Annotated in this window: 21 protein-coding genes and 1 pseudogene; 14 read left to right on the forward strand and 8 right to left on the reverse strand. The window is 43.6% G+C overall.

The genetic code is table 11. The features are described 5' to 3' along the window. Nucleotides 1-19 precede the first annotated feature (19 nt). On the reverse strand, nt 20-400 hold the full coding sequence (locus QQL36_RS09025) for a RidA family protein (RefSeq protein ID WP_083723287.1): 381 nt from the start codon (nt 398-400) through the stop codon (nt 20-22). A gap of 50 nt (nt 401-450) precedes the next feature. On the opposite strand from QQL36_RS09025, the gene QQL36_RS09030 reads away from it, so the two are divergent. The 6 genes from QQL36_RS09030 to QQL36_RS09055 all read left to right on the forward strand — a co-directional run bounded on the left by QQL36_RS09030 (nt 451) and on the right by QQL36_RS09055 (nt 5390). Then, on the forward strand, nt 451-1104 hold the full coding sequence (locus QQL36_RS09030; RefSeq protein WP_321569558.1) for a 3-hydroxyacyl-CoA dehydrogenase family protein: 654 nt from the start codon (nt 451-453) through the stop codon (nt 1102-1104). Between the two features lie 3 nt (nt 1105-1107). Beyond that, nucleotides 1108-1785, forward strand: a complete 678-nt coding sequence (gene tsaB / locus QQL36_RS09035; RefSeq protein WP_321569559.1) for a tRNA (adenosine(37)-N6)-threonylcarbamoyltransferase complex dimerization subunit type 1 TsaB — start codon at nt 1108-1110, stop codon at nt 1783-1785. A gap of 290 nt (nt 1786-2075) precedes the next feature. Further along, nucleotides 2076-2435 carry an ArsR/SmtB family transcription factor gene (locus QQL36_RS09040; RefSeq protein ID WP_012788619.1) on the forward strand — a complete coding sequence of 120 codons (360 nt, stop codon included), beginning with the start codon at nt 2076-2078 and terminating at the stop codon, nt 2433-2435. 293 nt (nt 2436-2728) lie between these two features. Beyond that, a complete protein-coding gene (locus tag QQL36_RS09045) occupies nt 2729-4132 on the forward strand; it encodes an MBL fold metallo-hydrolase (protein ID WP_321569560.1) in 1404 nt (467 codons plus the stop codon). 108 nt (nt 4133-4240) lie between these two features. After that, nucleotides 4241-5050, forward strand: coding sequence for an SDR family oxidoreductase (locus QQL36_RS09050; protein ID WP_321569561.1), 810 nt, complete (start codon nt 4241-4243; stop codon nt 5048-5050). Nucleotides 5051-5078: 28 nt separating this feature from the next. Next, on the forward strand, nt 5079-5390 hold the full coding sequence (locus QQL36_RS09055) for a BON domain-containing protein (RefSeq protein ID WP_321569562.1): 312 nt from the start codon (nt 5079-5081) through the stop codon (nt 5388-5390). Nucleotides 5391-5634: 244 nt separating this feature from the next. On the opposite strand, the pseudogene QQL36_RS09060 reads toward QQL36_RS09055, so the two are convergent. The 7 genes and pseudogenes from QQL36_RS09060 to QQL36_RS09090 all read right to left on the reverse strand — a co-directional run bounded on the left by QQL36_RS09060 (nt 5635) and on the right by QQL36_RS09090 (nt 12783). After that, nucleotides 5635-6578, reverse strand: a pseudogene (locus QQL36_RS09060) (IS110 family transposase). Continuing rightward, nucleotides 6467-6808 carry a hypothetical protein gene (locus tag QQL36_RS09065; RefSeq protein WP_321566369.1) on the reverse strand — a complete coding sequence of 114 codons (342 nt, stop codon included), beginning with the start codon at nt 6806-6808 and terminating at the stop codon, nt 6467-6469. Before QQL36_RS09065 ends, QQL36_RS09060 begins: the two are co-directional and overlap by 112 nt. A gap of 121 nt (nt 6809-6929) precedes the next feature. Next, nucleotides 6930-7790: a lysophospholipid acyltransferase family protein gene (locus QQL36_RS09070; protein WP_321569563.1), complete on the reverse strand. Its 861-nt coding sequence runs from the start codon at nt 7788-7790 to the stop codon at nt 6930-6932. A gap of 19 nt (nt 7791-7809) precedes the next feature. Further along, nucleotides 7810-9408, reverse strand: coding sequence for an L-aspartate oxidase (nadB, locus tag QQL36_RS09075; protein ID WP_321569564.1), 1599 nt, complete (start codon nt 9406-9408; stop codon nt 7810-7812). Between the two features lie 34 nt (nt 9409-9442). After that, nucleotides 9443-10033: a hypothetical protein gene (locus QQL36_RS09080; protein WP_321569565.1), complete on the reverse strand. Its 591-nt coding sequence runs from the start codon at nt 10031-10033 to the stop codon at nt 9443-9445. Between the two features lie 56 nt (nt 10034-10089). Further along, complete coding sequence (locus QQL36_RS09085) at nt 10090-11427, reverse strand: sensor histidine kinase (RefSeq protein ID WP_321569566.1); 1338 nt, start codon at nt 11425-11427, stop codon at nt 10090-10092. Further along, nucleotides 11428-12783, reverse strand: coding sequence for a sigma-54 dependent transcriptional regulator (locus QQL36_RS09090; RefSeq protein WP_321569567.1), 1356 nt, complete (start codon nt 12781-12783; stop codon nt 11428-11430). 290 nt (nt 12784-13073) lie between these two features. Here QQL36_RS09090 and QQL36_RS09095 point away from each other — a divergent pair, with 290 nt between their 5' ends. From QQL36_RS09095 to QQL36_RS09130, 8 genes are all read left to right on the forward strand, one after another. Then, nucleotides 13074-14321: an efflux RND transporter periplasmic adaptor subunit gene (locus QQL36_RS09095; RefSeq protein ID WP_083723277.1), complete on the forward strand. Its 1248-nt coding sequence runs from the start codon at nt 13074-13076 to the stop codon at nt 14319-14321. 19 nt (nt 14322-14340) lie between these two features. Next, on the forward strand, nt 14341-15030 hold the full coding sequence (locus tag QQL36_RS09100) for an ABC transporter ATP-binding protein (RefSeq protein ID WP_083723276.1): 690 nt from the start codon (nt 14341-14343) through the stop codon (nt 15028-15030). Nucleotides 15031-15045: 15 nt separating this feature from the next. Continuing rightward, complete coding sequence (locus QQL36_RS09105) at nt 15046-17448, forward strand: ABC transporter permease (protein WP_321569568.1); 2403 nt, start codon at nt 15046-15048, stop codon at nt 17446-17448. 99 nt (nt 17449-17547) lie between these two features. Continuing rightward, complete coding sequence (locus QQL36_RS09110) at nt 17548-19887, forward strand: ABC transporter permease (RefSeq protein WP_321569569.1); 2340 nt, start codon at nt 17548-17550, stop codon at nt 19885-19887. Beyond that, entirely contained in the window at nt 19884-22247 is a 2364-nt protein-coding gene (locus QQL36_RS09115) for an ABC transporter permease (RefSeq protein ID WP_321569570.1), read from the forward strand. Before QQL36_RS09110 ends, QQL36_RS09115 begins: the two co-directional genes overlap by 4 nt. A 9-nt stretch (nt 22248-22256) precedes the next feature. Then, on the forward strand, nt 22257-24671 hold the full coding sequence (locus QQL36_RS09120; protein ID WP_321569571.1) for an ABC transporter permease: 2415 nt from the start codon (nt 22257-22259) through the stop codon (nt 24669-24671). A 4-nt stretch (nt 24672-24675) separates the two neighbouring features. Next, the gene (locus QQL36_RS09125; protein WP_083723271.1) at nt 24676-25338 is read left to right on the forward strand and encodes an ABC transporter ATP-binding protein; all 663 of its coding nucleotides are present in this window, start codon (nt 24676-24678) and stop codon (nt 25336-25338) included. Nucleotides 25339-25516: 178 nt separating this feature from the next. Continuing rightward, a complete protein-coding gene (locus tag QQL36_RS09130) occupies nt 25517-26974 on the forward strand; it encodes a TolC family protein (RefSeq protein WP_321569572.1) in 1458 nt (485 codons plus the stop codon). Nucleotides 26975-26976: the final 2 nt, after the last annotated feature.

The raw sequence follows: 26976 nt of genomic DNA on the forward strand, positions 1-26976 counted from the left end.
TCAGCCTTTGGCTTTCATATTATTTGCTGGCGATCACAGAGATCTCCACGTGTACGTTCTTGGGCAAAGCCGCTACCTGCACCGTTTCGCGGGCAGGGAAATAACCGCTGAAGTAACTACCGTAAGCTTCATTGATCTTGCCGAAATCGTTCATGTCGGTGATGAAGATGGTGCTCTTCAGTACATCGCTGAAATCCATACCTGCAGCATTCAGAATCGCTTTTACATTCTGCATTACCTGGTGTGTTTCTGCAACGATATCTTCAGTTACCAGCTGATTGGTGGCTGGATTGATAGCAATCTGTCCGGAAGCAAAAAGCATATTACCTGTCAGGATTGCCTGGTTATATGGGCCAATTGGAGCAGGCGCATTCGGAGTATTGATGATCTGTTTTTCCATAGTGTAAAAATAATTAGTTATTAATTAATAGGTTTGCGAAAATTTAGCCCATGAATATCCTTATTATCGGAGATGAGCAAAATTTTATATCGTTACAGCGCAAAGGTGGTCTGGTTGCACATACAGTGGAGCGGACTGATAGCCTGAAAGGAGCGGAAGCACTGCAAAACAGGGACCTCGTCATTGACTTACAGTTTGATGCGCATCCGGAAAATGCCGCTGTTTACGCGCAATATCCGGCTATTCCGGTGCTGGCAGGTGTGGTGAAAACCTCTCTGCAGACTGTTAAGAAAACATATGGTTGTACGCTGATCGGTTGCAACTGGTTACCGGGGTTTATTGATATGCCGGTGACAGAAATCTCCCTGCTGGAAGCAATTCAACAACCTGTTTTAGCAGCTATTATGCAGCAACTGGGTTGGGAGTATGAACTGGTGCAGGATGCGGTAGGTATGGTCACTCCCCGGGTGGTATGTATGATCATCAATGAGGCCTACATGGCGGCTGAAACAAACACAGCATCCAGGGAAGACATTGATGTCGCTATGAAACTGGGCACCAATTATCCCATGGGGCCTTTTGAATGGAGTAAAAAAATCGGGATCAAAGAAGTATACGAAGTACTTGCTGCTGTATACACAGCTACTGGCAATGAACGATATGCTATCAGTGAATTATTGGAAAAGGAAGCTAGAAAAAATTAAATAATGGCATTAATACTCAATATCGATACGGCTACGAATATAGGTTCAGTATGTCTTTCTAAAGATGGACAGGTAATACAAACCCTGGTCAATGATCAGCAGCAGGATCATGCTGCGATTATGACTTTGTTTATTCAGCAGTTAATGCAGGAACACCATGTGAAGCCTGTACAACTGGATGCCATCGCTGTGAGTGCCGGACCTGGTTCCTATACCGGATTGAGGGTAGGAGTGGCTACTGCCAAAGGATTATGTTATGCCTGGGAAAAACCGTTGATAGCGATTTCTACGCTACAACAGATGACACAGGGGATCCTAAGTGTCGTTAATGATGAAAATGCCTTGTACGCGCCAATGCTGGATGCACGTCGTATGGAAGTATATACCGCCATATACACTGCACAGCTGGATGAAATCCTTGCTCCACAGGCATTGATTCTAACTCCTGAGGCTTACGCTGCTCAACTGGCTGACAAGAAAGTTTTCTTCTTCGGAAATGGTAGTGACAAGTGGCAGCAATTAATTGGACAGCACGCCCATGCTACATTTTTACCATATACATTGAATGCTGCACATATGGTACAATTAGCAGAAAAAGCTTTTGAAAAGGGTACATTTGAAGATGTGGCATATTTCAGTCCATTCTACCTCAAACCTTTTCACTCAACTATGAAGAAATAAGTCCCATACTGCCACAAATACACCTTTTGCCCCCAAATACTTCTTATTCGCTCTCAAAAAGAAGCGTAATCTTAACATTTATGAAAAATACTGTCATAGAACTGTCAAATTACGTTTAATTGGCAAGTAAACCCCGTCTATATATTAAAAAATAAGGTATAGAAGTTTTTTTTATTACGACTAATATTATATTTTTGTATAAATCGATACCCGGTTATTGTTTTCTAACAAGTTATGGGTTTACTGTCCGTTGATCCCTTTCATTTCATCATTTTTAAAACTATTATGCGATGGAAAAAACATTATTAACGACCTCTTCTAATACTCTTATTATTTCTAGAGGTACCAATGAAAAAGACCAAATTAAATTGGATTACATTGCCGTTAAGAAGGCAGCTATGGTATTGCGTGCAATAAATCATAAGCTGCGCCAGCAAATGATTAAGCTGCTGGAAGATCACAAAAAAATGACAGTGACTGAAATCTACGTTAAGCTGCGTCTTGAGCAGTCAGTAGCTTCACAGCACCTGGCTATTCTTCGTCGTGCCGGCATTGTGATTACCGAAAGAGATGGTAAATTCATTCACTATACGATTAACAAACAACGTATAGCAGAAGTTGCCAAATTCGTAGAAGAGCTGGTAGGCTAATATGGTTTTGGTTATTGCTCAGCTGAGTACAAAAAATATTGGGGCCTAACTAAGAGTGCAATAAGCTGAGAACTTTTAGTTAGGTTCAAATTTTTGCGGGGGAAGCATTTGCTAGTAGTAATAACTCAGTAGCATTGTAAAATCTTTTAACATCATTCCGGTTATGAACAACATAACGGGTTGATGTTTTTTTGCTATACATATCTGTTTAGCATTCTTAATATATTCTCTCCTCATACCCATGGTAGCTTCCTGCTTTAATTATCCGTAAATTTGCAGGAAATCAAAGATCAATGTTTGTAAAGCAACTGTATACTAATTGCTTATCGGAGGCTGCCTACTTTATAGAGTCGGAAGGTGAAGCTGTTGTGATAGATCCCCTGCGGGATATCGATGCATACCTTGACCTCGCTAAAGAGCGCAATGCCACTATAAAGTATATTTTCGAAACACATTTTCATGCTGATTTCGTATCAGGTCACCTGGATCTGGCTGCCGCTACGCAGGCGCCTATCGTATATGGTCCTGAAGCCGTAACCAGCTTTCCTATCTATAAAGCAAAAGACGAAGAAATATTCAATATCGGAAAACTGCGTTTGCAGGTGATCCATACTCCCGGTCATACGCTGGAATCTACCTGTTACCTGCTGCTGAACGAACAGGGTCAACCTGCCAGCCTGTTTACAGGTGATACCCTCTTTGTAGGTGATGTAGGCCGTCCGGACCTCTTCAGTGGTAACCTGACTAAAGAAGAACTGGCGGGTCTGCTGTTCGACTCCCTGAATAATAAGATCAAAACTTTGCCAGATAACGTAATCGTTTATCCTGCTCATGGTCCAGGTTCTTCCTGTGGTAAGAATCTGGGTCCGAATACTTTCAGTACGCTGGGTGAGGAAAAGGCGACTAACTATGCACTGCTGGCTAACGATAAAGCATCTTTCATTGCTGAAGTAACCGATGGTCTGACTACACCTCCATCCTACTTCCCAATCAATGCAAGAATTAACAAGGAAGGTTATGATACGCTGCAGGCGGTAATGGAAAAGAGTAACCAGCCCCTGAGCGTTGAGGAATTCAAAGCCAAATTGAAAGAAGGCATCCTGATCCTGGATACACGTCCTGCTACTGAATTTGCAGAAGGTTTTGTACCTGGATCCCTCAGCATCGGATTGGAAGGCCGTTTTGCAGAGTGGGCGGGCAGTCTCCTGAACTTTGAGCAGGAAATCGTACTGGTTACTACCCCCGGTCAGGAAGCAGAAACGATCGTTCGTCTGGCACGTGTAGGTTTCGACCATGTAGTAGGTTACCTGAAAGGTGGCTATGAAGCATGGGTTGCTGCTGGTCAAAAACTTGATATGATCATTAACGTAGAGCCTGATGAACTGGCAATGGACATTCCTCATGACCCTAACCTGGTGATTGTGGATGTACGCAAACCAGCTGAGTACGCAGACGGTCACATCAAGGATGCCATTAACCTGACCCTGAGTGATATGACAGATCCGGGCACCCTGGGTGATTTCGATGAATTACATAACCTGTATGTTCATTGCCAGGGTGGTTACAGAAGTATCATTGCCTGCTCCATTCTGAAGAGAGAAGGTATTCACAACCTGCGCAATGTGGAAGGTGGTTTCAACAACATGAAAGGCATGCAAGGGCTGGAAGTGGTGAAAGAAAATAACGTATTGAATTAATACACTTATTACCAAATAGTTAAAAAAGGATCGTGCCAGGTGCACGGTCCTTTTTGATTTTGCGGGAGGTATGCTTTTTGACAAACAATGTGGAAAATAGTATTTTCTATGGGCAAACAATTACGAGGACAGATTGCACTGGTCACCGGTAGTAGTACGGGTATCGGAGCCGCTATAGCACTGGCAATGGCCGAAGCAGGCGCTGCCGTGATCATTAACTTTCACAGTGACAAGAGCAGGCCAGATGCGGAGAAAATCCTGGACGATATTAAATCTGCCGGTGGGGATGGTTTCGTACATCAATGTGACATCAGTCAGGAAGCGGAGGTGCTGACCATGTATTCAGCCATCTTATCCCGTTATGGTACGCTTGATATAGCAGTGACCAATGCAGGCATTCAGCAGGATGCGCCATTCCTTGAAATGACCCTGGACCAGTGGAATGCGGTAATTGGGACCAATCTTACAGGACAATTTCTATGTGCCCGTGAAGCCGCAAAGGAATTCAAAAGAAGGGGGGTACAGCCCTCCCGCTCCAAAGCCGCCGGGAAAATAATTTGTATGAGTAGTGTGCACGAAGTAATACCCTGGGCCGGCCATGTGAATTATGCAGCCAGCAAGGGTGGGGTGAAATTACTCATGCAATCTATGGCACAGGAATTGGCTCCATATAAGATAAGAGTAAACAGTCTGGGGCCTGGTGCAATCAAAACACGCATTAACAAAGATGCATGGGATACGCCAGCGGATGAGCAGAAATTATTGGAACTGATACCATATGGCAGGGTCGGGGTTCCTGAAGATATCGCGAAAGCTGCCGTGTGGCTGGCGAGTGATGAGAGTGATTATGTCACAGGTACTACTTTGTTTATTGATGGAGGAATGACCCTTTATCCCGGCTTTGCCGACAATGGATAGAGCATTATAGGATTTTAAAATTTTAACCATGGATTGCAAATCTTTATTGATGGCCGCCAGCACACTGGTGGTTACCAGCCTGTACTCGTGCCAGCCCGGAGATGATACTCTAAAGTTGGCCGTAATTGATAAATTGAATAATTCCCCCGGCATCACTGCCGAGGTGAAAGATGGAATAGTAGACCTAAATGGGGAGGTCCCTAATGACAGTGCGAAAGTAGCAGCAGAAGATGCAGTAAAGAATATAAATGGAGTGAAAGCTGTCAACAATAATATCATGGTGGAACCAGTAATTCCACCGCTACCGCCAATGCCGGAAGATACTGTCAATCAGCAATAAAAAAAGAGGACCATTGGTCCTCTTTTCTTTGAAAATAGTTCGTCCAGGCCATAATTTGATATGACTCTATAGGATTAAAATTTTCTTTTCGTGCTTATAGCAACAATCGTTTGTACTTAGAGTCTTAAATCAGTTTTTTCTACAGGCTGAAAAAGCACCAATAAAAGGTCGATTTTTGTAACTTAGTAATCTTATTGAGATGGGGGTAATGCCTCAAGCTCGCGCAGGCGTCTGAGATAATTATTTATCTGCGCCTGCTTTCTTTTTTTAGCCACTCCTGATTATCAGGTTCCATATATGGCACTCTATTTTTGAGTATAAAATAAGCGGCAATTAGGATTTTGTGTGAAATTGCAATAAGTGCTCGTTTTTTGCCTCTTCGTATACTCAAAGTATAATATTTTCTTTTCAGATAAGTATCTTTCGTATGTGCTGCAGCCCATGCTGCTTCCACGAGTGCGGTTTTAAGGGATCTGTTGCCATGATTGATTCTTTCACTTTTCTTTTTCCGGCACTTTCATTATTACCAGGACATAAACCACACCAACTAGCCAAATGATGCTGATTAGGGAACGCATGCATATCTGTACCTATTTCGGCTAAGATGGCGGTAGCTGTTTGTTTTTGTACTCCGGGAATAGTCTGAAGTAATTTTACTTCTTCCTCCCATTTTTTTAAGTACTGATCTATACGGTTATCCACCTGACCAAGTAGGTCATTTAGCTGTAAAATAACAGTTTTAGACAGGCTGAGCATAAAACGGTGATGCTCATTAAGATGGCCTTCTAATGCAAGAATAAGCTCTTGTTTTTTGATTTTGAGCCTACCTTTTGCCAAATTGGCCAATATCATAGGATCCTGTTCTCCTTCAATAATGGCAGTGATCATTGACCAGCCACTTACACCGAATACATCACTGACTACAGTGCTCAATTTGATATTGGCTGTCTCTAAAATGTTCTGTAACCGGTTATATTCACTGGACCGCTGTCCTATTACTTTACGTTTGTATCGGTACAATTCCCGTAATTCGCGAGTGTATTGCGGTGGAATAAAACTTCCCTTTAGTAGCCCGCTTAGCAATAATTTTGCAATCCAGGCACTGTCATTGCGATCGGTCTTATGCCCCGGCACATATTTAATATGCCGGGCATTGACCAGAATAAGTTCAAAGTGAGGTTCCAGTATATTAAAAACAGGCTTCCAGTAAACCCCGTGCTCTCCATTGCGACATGTGTAATGCCGGATTCTTCAAGCCAAGCTACCAGGTCCCTAAGTGAACTTGTGAAAGTGCTAAAAGTGCGGGTTTGTTCTTCCAACCCATTTCCTCTGATGGTGGCTACTACATTCTCCTGGTGAACATCGAGGCCACAGCCGCGACTCACAACCTGTTCAAAACTGATATGTGATTGTTCCATGGTAGTACTTTTGTCGAAGGTACCACCATTTTCATAGTCGTTTGTGAACCCGGTTCATGAGGGTTTTTTCTGAAAACAGGGTTCATTCCCGTTGGTAAATTTCCTCTTTTCATGAATGGTTTTATTGCTGATTATAGCGATGTTTCCACCTTCTGTGGCTCCATACCCACACATCTGGCTGTTCCAATATATTGTTCTCAAGATATCGTACAAAAGTTTCTGTGACCTTGCCTTCCGGTTCCTGCCGGGGATGTTCAAATGCCAGCTTTAGCTTAGCATCGTAGTAGCCTCTCTTTACTTTTCGTATGTCTACAAATACTACAGGTGTATCATTCCTTCTGGCGCTCATTTCCGGTCCTTTATAGAAAGCAGTCATTCTGTTCAGGAAAGGGAACCAGTAGCTACGCCGTGGATTGCCAGGATTCTGATCTGCCACCAGTGCAATGAGGTGTTGTTTATGCTGCCAGGGTGCCATCGCCTCCCTGATATCATTCGCAGGGATCAGTACTGTGCCTGATTTCTCACGAAAGTGACGGAAGAAGCGATCAGCAGATTTGTTGGTGAGCGGCATGTATACTACCAGGAAAGGGAAGCCGACTCTCTGCATGCAAAATACATTGGCCCATTCCCAGTTGAAATTATGGCCTAAATGCAACTGACAACTTTTGCCCTGTGCATAGAGTTCATGTAATACTGTTAAATCACATTTAAAACGTTTTTCCAACGACTTTTTGCTCATGGTCAGCAGTTTGGCTGTCTCCACGATCATATCCGTCAGATTGCGGTAATAACTCCTTGCCAGCCTGGTGATTTCAGCAGGAGATTTTTCCGGAAATGACTTGCGGAGATTGTCAAATACAATCTTTTTCCGGTAGCCTACCAGGTAGTAAATAATGAGGTATAACCCATCGCTGATGAGGTATAACAGCCACAATGGCAATATTGAAATGGCGTATGTAAAAGCCAGAATTAAATAGTACATCTCTACTTAGCAACAAATTCTATAACACAATGTTTTGTACCAGTTCGCTCTTGTTTGGATAATCGGTATTGAAATGAAGACCTCTGCTTTCCTTGCGGAAGGAAGCGCTTTTTACGATCAAATAACCTACGGTGATCAGGTTGCGCAGCTCACACAATTGCGGAGAGACTTCTGTCTTCTCATAGAGGTTTTCTGTTTCTTCGTGCAGAATGTCCAGTCTGCGTATTGCTCTCTGGATACGTTCATTGGTACGCACGATACCAAGATAATCACTCATAATCTGCTTCAGTTCCTTCAGGCTCTGGGTAATGAGGATCATTTCCTTGGGAGCCGTGGTTCCTGCTGCATTCCAGTCAGGTACGTTTCCTTTGAATGGAATTGCATCGATCCTGTTTACAGCCGTCTGGTAACAACGGTGTGCAAACACCATGGCTTCCAGCAGTGAATTGGACGCAAGGCGGTTGGCGCCGTGTAATCCTGTGCTGGAGCACTCGCCGCATGCATACAGGTTCTGAATGCTGGTACAACCATGTTCATTTACTTTGATACCTCCGCAGCTATAGTGAGCAGCCGGAGCTACCGGAATCATGTCCTTCTTCACATCGATACCAGATGTCAGGCATTTCTCATAGATGTTGGGGAAGTGGTGAATGAACTTCTCCATATCCATATGCCGGCAATCGAGGTATACATGTTCTGTACCGGTGATCTTCATCTCACTGTCTATTGCTCTGGCCACGATATCTCGGGGAGCGAGGGAGAGACGGGGATCGTATTTATGCATGAAGTCTTCGCCGTGTATATTGCGCAGAATACCACCATCGCCACGTACAGCTTCTGTAATCAGGAAGGCGTTGTTCACACCCGGCTGATAGAGCGCGGTAGGGTGAAACTGGATGAATTCCATATTTTCAATTCTACCTTTGGCGCGGTACACCATAGCCACACCATCGCCAGAGGCGATAGAAGGGTTAGTGGTGCTACGATACACCTGCCCATTGCCACCAGTGGCGATGAGGGTGATGCGGCTCAGTATCTTTTCTATCTTGTTTGTGAGAAGGTTCAATACGTATACACCATAACATTCAATGTCAGGCGTGGATTTGGTTACCAGGTAACCCAGGTGGTGCTGGGTGATGAGGTCTACCACAAAGCAGTGAGTGACCAGTTCGATATTTGGATGCTGGCGAACGGCTGCCAGCAAGGCTCTTTCTATTTCATAACCCGTGATGTCTTTGTAGTGGATCACCCTGAATTCCGAATGTCCGCCTTCTCTTCCAAGGGCAAAGTCTCCGTCAGGATTCTTATCAAAGTTGGCGCCCCATTCAATGATCTCATTTACCCGCTCGGGGCCTTCCTTTACCACGATCTCTACTATTTTCTCATTGCATAGGCCATCGCCGGCAATCAGGGTGTCTTCAATGTGCTTGGCAAAGCTGTCGTTCTCAAGATCATTCACTACGGCTACACCACCCTGTGCATACTTCGTATTCGTTTCGTCTTCCTGGGTCTTAGTGATGATGGTGATCTTTTTATCTGGACAGGCACCTGCTACTTTGAGCGCATAGGTTAATCCTGCGATGCCGGAACCAATCACTAAAAAATCTGTCTGTTGCATAATAACTCATCTAGCGAATCAAATGTACGGTATATTACCGGATTGCGTAGGGGATACCCTGCTTTTGCCATATATAACGGGTAGCACCGTAGACGAGGCCGTAATTGGCTAATGCGTAGCAGATCAAGCTGATAGTTGGTGGAAGTGCGCCACCGGCAATGAGGAGGGAGATGCCTGCCAGGCAATACCAGCCAGCTGGCTGATCACTGAGGCGAAAGGCATGCATAACGGATTGGAGGGCTATAGAAGCAGTGAAAAGACAAAGGACCACAGGCCAGACCGTTTCCAGTGTAGGCAGGAAATAGAAGAAGATCGCCAGACCCAGCGCTTCTGTCAGAAAGATAAATGCCCACTTACAGGTAGGTAGTGGATAATTCGTATACCGGATCTTTAAAAAGAAAGCAATATAGACGATGTGAACCAGCGGTATAGAAGCACCGGCGAGAAGGTGGACTAAAGGTGGACTTGTAATAGCTAAGCCTATGATTAACAGCACTCTGATAAGTGTTGGTGTGTAGCGGGTGCCGGATATGAAAAATACGGCCGCATAAACAATTAAAAGAACCATTGACAGCTCCTTCAGCCATGCGGAATTCACAAAACAGCCCCAAAGCAGTATAGGCATTGTGCCCCAATAAAGACTGTTAAAGACAACCGGTTTCATGTTACTAAAATAAGGATTTACACCGTAGCAAGGATCACTTTAAATGTAGTACCATTACTACTGGTACTATCTACTTTCAATTGCCCGCCATGCAGCTGGATGATTTGCTGAGAGAGGCTAAGACCGATACCGCTGCCTTTGCGCTTAGTGGTATAGAAAGGGATAAAGATCTTATTGATTGCATCCGCATCTATACCCGGACCATTGTCGGCAATGGAGATGCAAACCTGGTTAGGCGTGGTTATCGTTGCGGTGAGTTTGATTTCCGGGTGAGCGGTGTGTTCCAGTGCATCCATGGCATTTTTGACCAGGTTGATCAGCACCATCTGCAACTGGGCACTGTCTGCATGAATTTCTGCACCGGCAGAATCTACTTCAAACTGGTAATAGATGCCTGCCTGTTTAAGATCCGATTGCAACAGGTTACTCACTACTGTGATCAGTTCCTTGATATTAACATCCGTGAATTGTGGCTTGGGAAGAGCGGTATAATCCCTGTAGGCGTTGACGAAGTTCATGATGCCTTTACTCCGGCTTTTGATCGTTTCCAGCGCTTCTATCAGGTCGGTAATCGCCTCGGGCTGGTGGCTATCCGGTGCAATGTCCTGCTCTATAATATCCTGCATGGTGCTTATGAGGGATACGATCGGGGTGACAGAGTTCATGATTTCATGACGAAGGATCTTGGTCAGGTTCTGCCAGGCTTCCAGCTCTTTTTGTTGCAGCTCTGCATGAATGTTTTGCAGGGAGATCAATTTGACCAGGCGGCCCTGTAAACGTACAGTTGCTGCCTGAATCGAGAGTTGTTGTTCAGTACGGGTACGATACAGGATCTTATTGCCGGAGTGCACCTGTAGCAATAATTCAGGCAGATCGGGGTGAGCTGATTTTAACTCTGCTATGTTGCGTAGGCGATAGATGCCCAGTAACTTGAAAGCTGCAGGGTTGATGAGTTCTATTCTACCCTCCGCATCAAAAGACAGTACGCCGATGCTGATATGCTGTACGATCGTATCGATGTATTTCAGGTTCGCTTCCTTTTCGGCCCTGGTTTGCCGGAAGGCTTCCAGTACTTCGTTGAACTGGTAATTGAGTGCTTGAAAGCTTTTCCCCATTTTATTATCGGCGCTGAACCGGATGGAAAAGTCTTCGTAACGGATGGACTCCAAAAAAAGTGTGAGCTTTCTGTTAATCCTGTTCATGTAGTAATACATTCCATAGATCTGCAGGCAGATCAGGGCGGCGATAGCTAACCCGGGAATCGGCCCCAGTATCCTCCATACTTCTACGCCGGCAATGGTACTGGCGGTGAGCAGGAGTATGCGCAGGAATATATTGACGCTGAACCGGTTCATTTAGATATTATATTTTTCCAGTCTTCTATAGAGTGCTGCTCTGCTGAGGCCCAGTTCCCTGGCGGCTTCAGTGATGTTGCCATTACATTTCTTCATGGCCTGGGTGATGATGTTGCGCTCCATTTCTTCCAGGTTATAGCCGGTATTCAGCTGGGTTTCCTGTACAGGGTTTTTCACAAATACATCTTTAGCCTGCAATACCTTGCCCTGGGAGAGAATGACCGCTCTCTCCATAGCGTGTTGCAGTTCACGGATATTCCCTGGCCAGTCATATTGTAGCAACTGCTGTACGAGTGATTCGTGCAGACTATTCACCGGGCGTTTATATTTACTGCTATACAATTGGAGGAAATGTTCTGCCAGGGCTATGATGTCTTCCTGTCTTTCTCTGAGAGGAGGAAGGTGTATTTCAATTGTATTGATCCGGTAGAGTAAATCCTGGCGAAACAGGTATTGTGCCGCCATCTGCTGAATGTTGCGGTTAGTGGCGCAGATAAGACGTACATCTACAGGATGGGCTTTGTTACTACCTACTTTGGTCACCGACCTGTTTTGCAATACGGTGAGCAGTTTTGCCTGTAACGGAAGGGAAATGTTTCCCAGTTCATCGAGGAAGATGGTGCCTTTGTTGGCTTCTTCAAACCGACCGATCCTGTCTTCGCGGGCATCTGTAAAGGCGCCTTTCACATGGCCAAACAGTTCACTTTCAAACAGACTTTCACTGATGGCCCCAAGGTCTACGCTCACAAAAGGGTGGGAGGTACGATGGGAGAGCTGGTGAATATGTCTGGCCAGCATATCCTTGCCAGTGCCATTTTCACCTAGAATGAGTACGTTGGCATCTGTGCCGGCTACCCTTTCAGCTGTATCCAATACTGCCATCATGGACGGACTATTGCCAATGATTGAACTATTATTGTTAGTCGCTGGGGTAGGTGGGGCTACCTTGTCCTTGTGTTGGTGTTTTTTGTTGTAAGCTCCCTGCATAGTGGCCAGGAGCTTTTCATTTTCCCAGGGTTTCAGCACAAAATCAGCTGCTCCTGCTTTGATGGCCCTTACTGCCATTTCCACGTCGCCATAGGCCGTGAACATAACTACTGCTGCAGTGGGTTGAATGTCCAGTATCCTGTCCAGCCATTCAAATCCTTCCTTACCACTGCTCAGGTCACGGGTAAAGTTCATGTCCAGCAGGATCACGTCGTATTCAAAATTAGATACCAGGTAAGGGATCTTCTGGGGATTGCGCTCAAAGTCTACCTGGCCAAAATGGCGTTTCAACAGGAGGCGTGCTGCGCGCAATACGTCCATATCATCATCTACTATCAGTATTTTACCAGGCAGTGTAATCGTAGTCATAACCAATTCAAATAAATATATTGTTGATAGAGCACCGCAAACAATGTTCCCGACAATGATTGACCTGGGCAAACGAATGCGGATGTGGCCACTGGCAATATTATAAAAAGATTTCGGTTTTTGGCAGTACTGGCAACGGATTGGGGGAAAGTGTCCGGAATTGGACGTACAGTGTGCGGTACAGGACGTTTTGAAAGGATGCTGTGCTTTGAAATGCTTTACTGGTAAAGGATTCCCGGCTTTGGCATGCCGGTTGTCTTATCCGGTATGCAAGTTTAGCACATTCACCTATGGATAGAAAAATAGAAAAGAAATACTGGTCAAAGAAAAGGATCACCCTGGTAAGTGGAGGCGCAGTCGTAGCACTGTTGCTGATCTATAACCTGATCTTTGCCGATCACCGCTCGAAATTAAATGTAGAGAAGGACAAGATTACTATTTCTAAAGTTACCCGGGGTACTTTCGATACATATATTGCTGTTACAGCAGTCGTATTACCTTTGAAGACCATACGCCTCGATGCAATCGTAGGTGGGTACGTGAGTCAGAAATACCTGGAAGGAGGTAGTATGGTGAAAAGGGGAGATAGTATTCTCCGCCTGCAAAACCAGAATATGGAAATGGAGTTTGTGAACCATGAAACTGAAATATATCGCCTGATCAATGAGCTGCAGAATACCCGGCAGACCCTGAAACAGAACCGGTTTACTATGCAGCAGACACTCAATGAACTGGACTTCCAGATAGATCAGGCCAAGGATCTGTATGACAGAAATAAGCAGCTGGTAGATGAAAAAATCGTGGCCCGCCAGGATTATATTAAGTATAAACTTGATTACGAAAGGCTGGTGAAACAAAAGCAGATTGAAATTGAAAGCCAGAAATTTCAGGAAGAGAATGCCAAAATCCAGATTGAAAGATTGGAATCTACAATCTCCCGCACCCAGCGTAATCTTCAGCTGATGAAAGATAATATGAACAACCTGGTATTGAAAGCACCGATTGACGGACAGTTATCCTCAGTAGATGCTGAAGTAGGGGGTAGCATACAAGCTGGCCAGAACATCGGGCAGATTGACGATCTGAATGGTTTCAAAATGAGAGCCGAGGTCGATGAACACTATATTTCAAGGGTATTCCCTGGTCTGAAAGCCAGCTTTGAATTTAATAGCAAGAACTATGAACTTGTTATCATCAAAGTATATCCTGAGGTAAAAAACGGCCGATTCAATGTAGACATGAAATTTGACAAAGAAACTCCCGATGGCATCCGCAGGGGACAATCCTCTCCTATCCGCCTCGAATTAGGTAAATCTTCTGCAGCCCTGTTGCTGCCTGTAGGTGGTTTCTTCTCTGACACTGGTGGTAACTGGGTGTACGTTGTGGATAAAAGCGGTAAACGTGCTGTAAAGCGCAATATCTCCCTGGGTCAGAAAAATCCGCAGTTCTTTGAAATTCTCGAAGGATTGGAGGAAGGCGAACAGGTGATCACTTCATCCTATGAGAATTTTGGAGACAAAGAAGTATTAGTATTTTAATATAATCAAAATAACATCAATGATACGTACCGTTAATCTGCAAAAAATATTTACCACTGAAGAGATCGAAACTTCTGCGCTCAATGGAATCAACATGGAAGTAAAAGACGGTGAGTTTGTAGCTATTATGGGTCCATCAGGTTGTGGTAAATCTACATTATTGAATATCCTGGGGCTGCTGGATAATCCATCCGGTGGAGAGTACCACTTCTGGGATCATGAAGTAGCAAGAATGAGTGAAAGACAACGTGCCCAGTTGAGAAAAGGGTCTATTGGATTCGTATTTCAGAGCTTTAACCTCATCGACGAGCTGACTGTTTTTGAAAATGTGGAATTGCCACTCCTATACCTGAAAGTACCTGCCAGCGATCGTAAAAAGAAAGTGGAAGAAGTACTGGAACGTATGAACATCATGCACCGCCGTAACCACTTTCCGCAGCAGTTATCAGGTGGTCAGCAACAGCGTGTGGCGATAGCGCGTGCCGTAGTGGCAAAGCCCAAAATGATATTGGCGGATGAGCCTACCGGTAACCTCGATTCTACAAATGGTGAAGAGGTCATGAAACTATTGCAGGAATTGAATGATGGGGGTACTACCATGATCATGGTAACGCACAGCCCTTATGATGCCGGATTTGCACATCGCGTGGTTAACCTGTTTGATGGTAAGGTAGTGACTGAAAACATCAAGGAGCAGTTTCACGTATAATAAACCATAATTGCCATGCTTAAACATTATTTCAGAATAGCACTCCGCCATCTCAGGCGGCAACAGATCATCACTGTGATTAACATACTGGGATTGGCGATTGGGATGGCATGTTGTATGTTGATTGTATTGTTTGTCAGGAACGAATACGGGTTTGATAATTTTCATCCTGATGGGAAGAATATTTATCGGGTGACCAACAGCTTTACAAAAGCAGGGGAAACCGACTATGGGGGTAATACCCAGTGGCCTGTTGGACCATATCTGAAAAATGAAGTAAGCGATATAAAAGAGTCAGTACGTATGATGAACGCTGGCACTGCATTGTATACTTTTCAGGATAAGCAATATGTAGATCCTTTAGCATATGCAGATGCCGGTTTTTTCACTTTGTTTAACTTCCCACTGGTAAAAGGTAATGCCAAAACAGCATTACAGGAGCCATATACTATGGTCGTTACTGAAAAAATTGCAAAGAAGTATTTCGGTAATGATGATCCTATAGGTAAAATACTGAAGGTAGATAACCAGTTTGATTGTAGAATAACTGCTGTGTCAAAAGATCTGCCTCTCAATACAGACATTGGAGGAGATATCATTTTATCTTATAGCACGTTTGAACAGCTGGTGAAAAAGGATGGTGGTTCAATGGAGCAATGGTATAATTTTAATGATAACACCACGTTCGTACAATTGCCTGAAGGCGTAAGCCTGATTAAGATGGAATCTCAACTACTGGCATTTACAGACAGGCATGTCAAAGCGATTGCCAGTTCACTTGGAGAAGTATTTGGATTGCACCTGCAACCATTGGCCAATATACATTTGCATCCACAGGGGGATAAAAACAAGCAGGATAACACCCATTTACTCTATATCTATATTGCTATTGCCATCTTTATCATAATGATCGCCTGCTTCAATTTTATGAACCTTATTACTGCCCGGGCCGATGAAAGAGCGGTTGAAGTAGGTGTAAGAAAAGTAATGGGTAGCGAGCGCCGTCAGCTGATTGTACAATTTATGTCAGAAGCGGTGTTGTTAACCACGATCTCATTTGTACTGGCTATCTTCCTTGCTCTGCTTTTCATGCCATGGTTTAATAAAATCACGGGTAAGGAATTCCAGCTCTTTACATTGAGCAATCTTCCCTTCCTCGGATACCTTTTTACTATGTCAGTAGTAGTAGGATTGTTGTCTGGCAGTTATCCTGCGCTGTACCTTTCCGGTTTTCTGCCGGTGGCTGTACTGAAAGGAGGATTCAATACATCCGGTTCCCGGGTATGGATCAGAAAGGCATTGGTGATCGCACAGTTTTCAATCGCTATTATTTTGATTGTAGCTACGATTGTTGTATACAGTCAGTTGCGCTTCTGGCAGAACAAATACCTGGGGTTTGATAAGGATAGATTAGTGAATATAAATATTGCTTCGGAAAGTGCGAGAAAGAATATCAAAGTGATAAAAGAAGATTTACTAAGACTGCCAGGTGTTCAAAATGTAACTGTTTCCAATACAGCCATGGGCCGGTATGTTGGTGCTGTGAACCCGGTAGTAAAGGATGGAGATAGTGAAGATAAATCAATCGTGACCAGTGTAATTATCGGCGACTTTGATCTGCTGAAAACATTGGATATAAAATTGACAAAGGGACGTGACTTTTCTACAGGTTTTGCAACAGATAGTAATAATGCTTTTATTGTCAATGAATCAATGGTAAAGGCGATGAACCTGCATGACCCCATTGGCCAGCGTATCAAATGGCTTCCCGGGTTTACCGAACGAAAAGGAGAAATTATCGGTGTAGCAAAGGATTTTAATTACTCTAACCTTACGATTCCGGTATCGCCGGCTATTTATATCGTTAGGAAAGAGGGATTTAGTGTGATGAGTATCCGGTTGGCAAAAGGGGGAGATCTCACAAAGCAGGTAGCTGCTGTAGAAAAAGTGTGGAAGAAATATGTGCCTGACTACCCTTTAACTTATTCATTTGTAGCTGATGATCTGGCGCATCAGTATATCAATCAGGACCGCCTGGCATCGCTCTTTGGTACATTCTCTATGCTCGCAATTATTATCGCTTGTATGGGCTTGTTTGGACTTAGCATTTTGATCGCGAGACAGCGTACCAAGGAAATTGGTATCCGAAAAGTACTGGGGGCTTCTACTGCAAATATTACCAGATTGCTCTCACAGGATTTTATGCAGCTTGTACTGATATCCCTACTGGTCGCCGTCCCTATATCCTGGTTCCTGATGAACACATGGTTGCAGGACTTTGCCTATCGCATTCATGTAGAGTGGTGGATGTTTGTATTCGCAGGCGTCATGGCCATGATCATTTCATTGTTCACCATTAGTTTCCAGTCAGTAAGAGCGGCACTGACTAACCCCGTAAAATCATTGAGAACTGAGTAAAGATATTTAAGTTGTTACGTTTTAAAATGACAAGTTCAAAATGAAACCTGGGCCGGTATTGACCAGCCCTTCCTTTTTACAAATTTTAAACCGTTTGTTATGATTAGGAGTTACATCAGGATCGCGTTGCGCAACCTATGGCGTAATAAGTTATTCTCTGCGATCAACATTGGTGGGTTGGCAATTGGTATGGCGATTAGCTTTATGCTGATGCTTTATGTGCTCTTCCAGTTTAGTTTCGACCAATTTCATAAGAATGTAAATAATATATACCAGGTAGTGACTGAGGATGCAGGTGTATGGACTACACCAGTTCCGCTGGCGTCTACGCTGGAGAAAACAATACCCGGAATCAAAACAACCTCCCGTGCAAGTTATTTCTACGCTCACCTACTACAGGCAGGTGAAAACAGTATTAAGTTGACTGGCGGTTATGTTGATCCTCAATACCTGAATATTTTTAGTTTTCCTGTCATCAATGGAAATGTAAAACCATTGAATGATAAGAATGAAATTGTAGTTACCACGAGTACCGCACATAAGTTATTCGGAGACACGAATCCCATTGGCCAGTTAGTAAAGCTGGATGCGCAGGATCCTCTGGTAGTGAGTGCAGTAGTGAATGATCCCCCTGCAAATTCTTCTATTCAGTTTGACTATTTGTGTAGCTGGTCGTTGTATGCTGCAAAAGAACAATGGATTAAAGATAACACCTGGGGCAACTTTGGTATTATGACTTTTGTATTGCTGCAACCAAATGCATCGATCGCGACTGTTCAGGGCAAAGTAAAGCATGTGCTGCAAGATGCAGGTAACAATAATATTAATACGACCCTTATGCTGCATGCGGCAAAGGATTGGAAATTATATAATACGATCAAAGATGGGAAAATCATTGGTGGTAACATTGAAACAGTACGTCTGTTCTTATTGCTCGCACTGGGTATTTTGCTGATTGCCTGTGTGAATTTTATGAACCTGAGTACCGCACAGGCAGAGCGTAGGGCTCGCGAAGTAGGGGTGCGGAAAGCGATTGGTGCTAACAGGAGATTACTGATCTTTCAGTTTTTCGGGGAGTCTTTAATATTGGTGACACTGTCTACTGTATTGGCGTTATTGCTGTTGTGGATACTGCTGCCGGCATTCAATACTTTTGCAAATAGTGCGCTGAAATTAAGTAAAGCACCCCTGGTCTTTTGGAGCTCACTGCCTTGTTTACTGCTGGTAACGGGATTACTGGCTGGTAGCTATCCGGCATTGTATCTTTCTTCCTTCAAACCGATCAAAGTATTGAAAGGTGGTGTTACCAAAATGAAAGGTAATTTCTTATCCAGACAGGCTTTAGTCGTATTCCAGTTTGGATTGGCAGTGGTACTCATTATTACGACAATTGTCATTTATCGTCAGCTCTATTTTATCCAGCACAAACCTATTGGTTACGATCCCAAAGGGCTTGTGGATATAGAACTGGAAGGTAGATTATATGACGGGTATGATGCTTTTAGAAATGCAGTGATTGCTTCAGGTGGTGCTGTAGAGGGCACTATTGTGAGTAACCAGATCACTAATGCAGGCAGTACAACCTGGGGCCTTAAATGGCCGGGACAGGAGGCAGGAGAAGATCAGCAATCATTTGGTGTGATTGCTACTGCTGCAAATTTTGCCAGTACATTTAGTATCCCTGTCTTACAGGGCAGAGACTTTTTATCCACTGCAGATTCTATGTCTATCATGGTGAATGAAACTGCATTGAAAGCAATGCATCTGAAGGACCCAATGGGACAGGTGATCACTTACAATGGACAGCGCCGTACGATTACGGGTGTAGTCAAAGATTTTGTATGGGAGACGTCTTATAAGCCTGCAACACCCATGATCTTCACATATAATCCTGACTGGCGTGGTGTGATGACCTTTAAATTGAATCCAGCGCTTTCCGTAAAGGCATCTATGGACAGACTGGAAAAAGTGTATCATGAGATGAATCCTGACTACCCTTTCAATTATACTTTTGTAGATGACAGTTACCAGAAGAAATATGATAATGAAAGATTCCTGAGCAGGGCGATCAACATCTTTGCTTCGCTGGCTGTCATCATCAGTTGTCTTGGGTTGTTAGGCTTGTCAGTATTTGCGGCGGAACAGCGTAAGAAAGAAATTGGTATTCGCAAGGTAATGGGAGCAGGCGTGCAGCAAGTGATGTTGCTGTTGTCAAAAGAGTTCCTGAAACCTGTATTAATCGCCATTCTCATCGCATCACCAATCTCAGCTTATATCATGAATAACTGGCTACAGCATTACACTTACCGTGTTGACATTGAGTGGTGGATGTTTGGCATAGCTGGATTGCTCGCTGTATTGATTGCATTGGCGACAGTAAGTATACAATCCTTCAGAGCTGCTAATATGAACCCTGTTAAAGCATTGAGAACAGAATGAGTACTTATTTCAAAATAGCATTCCGTAACCTGGTTCGTCATAAAACCTATGCAGGTATCAATATCGCTGGTCTGGCATTAGCTATGGCCGCATGTCTGCTTATTTACAGGATAGTGCATTTTGAAATGAGTTTTGACAAGTTTCATGCTGGTCAGGAGAGAATAAACAGAGTCGTATCTGTGACGCAGCAATCAAATGGAACGGAATATTTCATGGGTGTGCCTTTCCCTGTGCCGGGTGCATTGCGAAAAGATTTTCCGCAGTTGGAAAATATAGGCGCCATCCGTCAGACCGATGGGGTGATCATCGTAAATGATAAGAAATTCAGAGAGCGGGATCGGGTGTATTATACCGAACCGTCTGTATTTGAAATATTAGGTTTCAAATGGCTGTATGGCAACCCTCGCGAGTCATTGTCAGCACCGGGTGCAGGTGTAATAACCAAAAGTATTGCGGTGAAATATTTTGGTAGCTGGGAAGCCGCAATTGGTAAAACCTTCAATCATAATAACGAGAGAATAATAAGAGTAACTGGCATTCTGGATGATATGCCTGCAAATACAGATTTCCCATTTAGTGTGGCGATATCTTATGCCACTTTGCTGCCACAACTGAAACAGGATGATTGGCTGACGGTAAATGAAGCACATAGCGTGTTGGTAAAACTGCCTGCCGGTATGGATATGGCACATGGTAACACCATGTTGTCCGATATGATCAATAGATATAAGCCGAAAGAAAACCGCAATGAACAATTGCAGTTACAGCCATTGTCGACTGTACATACAGACACACGCTTTCGCAATTATAATGCTGTTTTTAGCCTGCGCATGATCAGTGGATTGATGTTGGTGGGTCTGTTTTTATTGATTATAGGTAGTGTCAACTTTATAAATATTGCTACTGCACAGGCAGTGACCCGTTCGAGGGAAGTGGGTGTGCGCAAAGCATTGGGGGGTGGCAGAAAACAATTAATAGGACAATTTCTGGCAGAGACATTTGTCATTACTTTTTTTGCATTGTTGTTAGGATTGTTAATTGGTAAATTATGTCTGCCTGAAGTATGCAGCATTATGCGGTTGCCAATGCTGGAATTATTTGATACAGATTTGTTCTTCTTTATTGTTGGGTTATTAATAGCAGTAACGCTATTAGCAGGTGGTTATCCTGCATTCATCATGTCAGGATTTAATCCTGTCACCGCACTAAAAGGTATTAAAATATCTGGTAGTCTTTCTCTCAGAAGAGTATTAGTGGTGTTGCAGTTTGCAGTAGCACAGATACTGCTCATCTGTATGATGGTCGTGATGAGTCAGATGAGAAAGGTATTGCATGCGCCATTGGGGTTTGATCAGAAAGCAGTGGTAACGGTATCTATACCAAAGGATAGTGCTTCTGTACAGCAATTTGGGTTTATCCGCAATCAACTGTTGCAATCACAGGGAATTAAAAATGTAAGCTTCAGTTTTACACCTGCATCCAGTTATGGTGGTTGGTTTGGCAGATTACGATTCGAGGGGCGTACGATGAATGATTTAAGTGTGGATTTAAAATTTGCTGACCAGTCATACGTCAATACTTATGGTATGCAACTGATAGCAGGTAATAATTATACACCCGCAGATACGGCCAATGGTTTTGTCGTGAACGAAACACTTGCTAAAACATTGGGATATCGTGAGCCTGCTGATATTGTTGGTAAGCGAATGGCATTCTTTGACGACCAGGTATCCGGGCTAATTATAGGAGTAGTAAAGGACTTCAGGGCAAATAGTCTGAAAGAACCAGTCTCCCCGTTAGTATTGATGAATAATACTTCCTGGTATCGAACACTGAGTGTAAAGATCGATCCGGATCAGATGCCGGAAGCGCTGGCAGCAATAGAAAAAACGTGTAAGACGGCATGGCCAACTTACCTGTATGAATATGAATTCATGGATGATCTGTTGAAAGACTTTTACCAGGAAGAGATACAGTTGTCTGCTTTGTATAAATTGTTTGCTTTTGTAGCGATGTTCATTTCATGTTTGGGTTTGTATGGACTGGTATCTTTGATGGTGGTACAGCGTAGAAAGGAAGTAGGCATTCGCAAAGTATTAGGAGCTTCTGTAATGGATGTACTGGTATTATTATCTAAGGAATTCACGCTACTGGTGATCATTGGTTTTATCATTGCTGCACCGCTGGCCGCTTATTTCATGCAGGGGTGGTTAGCTACTTTCAATGTAAGGATCGCTTTACAGGCGAATCTGTTTTTACTCACTATAGGAGGGGCTTTAGTCATTGCATGGATGACTGTGGGGATTCGCACTATCAAAGCAGCACTGGCCAATCCGGCAAAAGCTATCAGAACTGAATAAAATATTGGTATGTTCTATAACTATATAAAAATAGGATGGCGCAACCTGATGCGTCAGAAGGTTTTTTCCGTGATCAATATCACGGGAATGACGGTGGCGTTTTGTGTTGCTTTCCTCCTGGGTATTGCGGCTTATTTTGAATGGTCTTACGATCAGTTTCATACAAATAAAAACAGCGTTTTACAGATCTATACTGCTGAACGGATGGCGGATGGGAGTATACAGAACAACAGTAGCCAGGCCGCTCCATTTGGCCCTGCCATTGAGAAAGAATGTTCTGCTGTACAATCGGCTACCCGTTTTGGATGGGACTATGAAGCAGTTTCTTATAAAGAAAGATCCCTGGACCTGCATGTTACTTTTGTAGATCCTTCTTTCCTGTCTATGTTTAGTTTTCCCCAGCTGGAAGGAGACAAAAATGCATTGCAGAAACCCAGTCAGATCCTTATTACGAAAAAGGCGGCAGACAAGTTGTTCCAGGGTGAATCACCCATCGGTAAGCTGGTGCAGATCAACATGAATAATCATCTGAAGCCATTTACCATTGCCGGTGTGATGGCAGATGTACCACGAAACAGCAGCGTCGGTTTTGAAGTGCTTTGCAGTTTTCAGAATGTAATTGCAGGGCTGGATGATCCTGATACCTGGGACAATCAATCCTACCAGGTATTTGCGCAACTGCGTCCTCATGCTACACCTGCTATGCTGGAACAGCAAATGAAAGCAGTGATACATAAGTACAGGAACAATAAGCTGAGTAGCATGAAAGAGAATGGTGTAACACCTGGTCCTGATGGGGAAATGTTGACGATGCATACCTTTCTATTATCAGATATGCATTTCAGAGAAGAGGGTAATACGGGAGGAGACATTAACCCATTTTATCCCTGGATGTTACTGATCATGGCGCTGTTGATTGTAGCAACTGCCAGCATCAATTTTATCAACCTGAGTATGGGCAGATCCTTTACGAGGGCAGGGGAGATTGGTTTGAGAAAAGCATTGGGCGCTGTACGTACACAACTCATCATGCAGTTTTGGTGTGAAGCTCTGATCGTTTGCTTCATTGCTTTTATGGCCAGTCTTGCATTGGGCTTATTAGTTCTGCCATCTTTCAATCGTCTATTCAGCTATCATCTTGACTTCTCTATTTTACTAAATGTAAGATTGATTAGCTGGACCATTATTACTTTCTTCTTTGTAACTATACTGGCAGGTGGTTATCCTGCCTGGTTAATAGCCCGCACCAACCTGATTGAAGTGCTGAAAGGCAAGATGAGTTTAGGTAAAAGTGGTTTTCTGAGAAATACACTCATCGTGGTTCAATTTGTAGTAGCGGTATTGCTCATTAGTTCTACCGCAGTGCTCTGGCAACAGCTGCATTACCTCCGTACCCGGCCTATGGGTTTTGATACAGAGCAGGTGATCAGTATCCCTATGACGGGCAATGTAGATGCTACGAAGGTGCTTGCGCGCATGCAACAGCAATTAAATGGAGATCCACATGTTATTTCCAGCACGGCATCCTACATGAATCTGGGGGCCGGGTTGGCAGGTGGTGAATCTACATGGAAAGTTGGTTTTAATTTCAAGGGGCATGATGCAAAGACGGTATGGGTACCCGTGGAGTATGATTATTTGCAAACGTTAGGCTTGCAACTGGTATCCGGAAGGGATTTCTCCAGGTCGTTTGGTGCTGACTCCAATACGGTTATTGTAAATGAAAAACTGGCGGCAGCATTGGGAGGAGGGAAAGATGTAGTTGGAGAGCACTTCGAATTTGACGGGCAACAAATACAGATCATCGGAATCATAAAAGATTTTAACTTTAAATCTCTGCGTCAGGGAATAGGACCATTGGCATTGAAACTAACGCCATCATTACAGGCAGCTGCTATATTTGTGAAGGTGAAACCCACAGACCTGCCTGGCGCTATGGCTGCCGTGGAAATGGGCTGGAAGGAGGTTGTGCCGCAAGGGGACTTTAAAGGCTCCTTCCTGAATGACAATGTAAACCGTATGTACGAGGCAGAAGCCAGGTTGGCTACTATCATTGTTTGTAGCGCCATATTGGCTATTCTCATCTCATGTATGGGCCTGTTTGCAGTAGCGGTACTGGTAATAGGGCAGCGGAACAAGGAGATTGGTATCCGCAAAGTAATGGGGGCTTCCGTAGGCAGCATCGTTGCCCTGCTGTCAGGAGGATTTTTAAAACTGGTGGCTATAGCCATCATGATCGCCACACCCATGGCGTGGTATATAATGAGTACCTGGTTACAGCATTTTGCTTACCGCATTCAGATTCAATGGTGGTTATTTGCCCTCGTTGGAATGGCGGCACTCATTATTGCATTTTTTACTATCAGTATACAAACGATCAGAACAGCATTCATGAATCCCGTAAAATCGATCAAAACAGTTTAAAATAATGATACAGCTAAAGCACATTTCAAAATATTATTCCGTAGGATTTGGCAAAAATGAAATATTGAAAGATATTGACCTCACAATATTTGAAGGAGAGTTTGTATCCATTATGGGGCCTTCTGGTTCAGGGAAGTCTACATTACTGCATATCCTGGGACTGTTGGAAGAGCCTTCACAGGGAGAATACCTATTCGAAGGAGAACCGGTACATAAGATGAATGAAAAGAAGCGTACCCAATTGCACCGGGGATCCATCGGGTTTGTGTTCCAGGCATATCACCTGATAGACGAATTGACCGTTTATGAAAACATAGAAACACCACTTTTATATAAAAATATTCCATCGGCAGAAAGGAAGAGCCGTGTAGCAGACGTACTTGACAGGTTTAATATTGTAGCGAAGAAGGATCTTTTCCCAAACCAGTTATCTGGAGGACAGCAACAACTGGTAGGTATTGCCCGCGCCATTGTAGCTGAACCCAGGGTAATACTGGCGGACGAACCAACCGGTAATTTGCATTCTGATCAGGCCAAAGAAATCATGGAACTCTTCAAACAATTAAACCAAAGAGACAAGATCACCATTATACAGGTTACACACTCCGAGTTAAACGCAACCTACGGTCAGCGAATTATACAAATCCGCGACGGGAAAATCGCATAATTGGGAGTTAATAATTTAATAATCCGGTGTTTAAAGTCTCTTTGATTCAGCAGAATAGCCGTTTTGCCAGCTGCAGACTTTGAACGCCGGTTTTTTGTACCGTAACGGGATCGTTTTTCAGGCTTTTATAAAGAAAATGTTTATGTTATCATTACAATTAGTATATTTTTGGAATGTCATGAAATTATCCAAGTACCCGGGATGTATCCTGGCAATTTGTTTATTCTTTGCTAACACTGTAGCAACTAAAGCACAGGATACCTGGAGCCTTCAGCGTTCCGTAGATTATGCCCTGGCTAATAACATAGATATCAGGCAGCAGGTCGTGCAGAAAAGACTGGCAGAACTGACGCTTCATCAAAGCAAGATGGCACAGATTCCTACGCTGAATGGATCGTTGAATGGCAGCTATGCCAACGGTCGTAATATTGACCCAAATACCAACACATTCATCACTTCAGCTGTTACTTCTTATAGCGGAGTTTTATCTGCAGGGGCTAACCTCTTTAATTTCTTCTACCAGCAGAATACAATTGCCGCTAATAAATATCAATATCAGGCACAGGATAAGTTGCTGGAGAAAGCAAGGAACGATGTCGCCTTTAATATTGCCACCTCATTTTTACAGATCCTGCTGAATACAGAGCAGGTACATATAAGTGAAGTACAGGTAAAACTCACCGTAGATCAGTTGGAGAATACCAAGAAACTGGTAATAGCGGGGTCCGTACCTGAAAGTAATCAGGCAGACCTTGAATCGCAGCTGGCTTCGGATAGTGTGACCTTGGTGAATGCCCAGAACCAGGTGATTCAATCTACCTTACAGATGAAGGCCCTGTTGAATCTGAGTTTTGATCAGTCATACGTACCACAGATACCGGATAATATTACTGAAATTCCGCTACCAAGACTGGATGAAGTAGATCCGGAGATGGTGTATAGTGCCGCCACTTCCAATAACCCACAGATAAAGGCCGATCAGCTGCTGGTTAAATCTTATGAAAGATCCTATGCTGCTTACAGAGCACAGATGTATCCGACGTTATCTGCTTCAGGACAAGCTTATAGCAGCTATGCTAACAGTGCAAAGGATGGAGAAATTGTCTCAATTAAATCTGTTGAAGATGTGAATGTCGGTACGGTAGCGGTAAATGGAACAACTTATGACGTAACGACTAAGTCATACACCTATAATACGAAATACACTACAATCCCATTGGGTACCCAGGTTAGCAATAACTTTAAGCAAACGATTGGCTTGTCTCTCAACATTCCTATTTTAAATGGATGGACCTACCGCACTAATGCGCAGAAGGCAAGACTCAATATTGAAACGCAGAAACTGACCATGGAAAAGGATAACCAGAAACTTCGTCAGGATATCTACACTGCTCATGCAAATGCTGTTACCTCTTTGCAGAAGTTCTATGCAGCATCCAGAGGAGTAGACGCATCCCAGAAGGCATTTGATTTTGCCACTAAACGATTTGATCTGGGTTTAATGAATACGATTGATTATATTACTACACAAAGCAAATTGTTCAATGCGCAGATCAACAAGGTATCCGCGCAGTATGACTATATATTTAAAATGAAGCTTCTGGAGTTTTACAGGGACCAAAAAATAACGCTGTAGCA

It is taken from the genome of Chitinophaga sp. LS1, from assembly GCF_034274695.1.
Lineage (GTDB): Bacteria > Bacteroidota > Bacteroidia > Chitinophagales > Chitinophagaceae > Chitinophaga.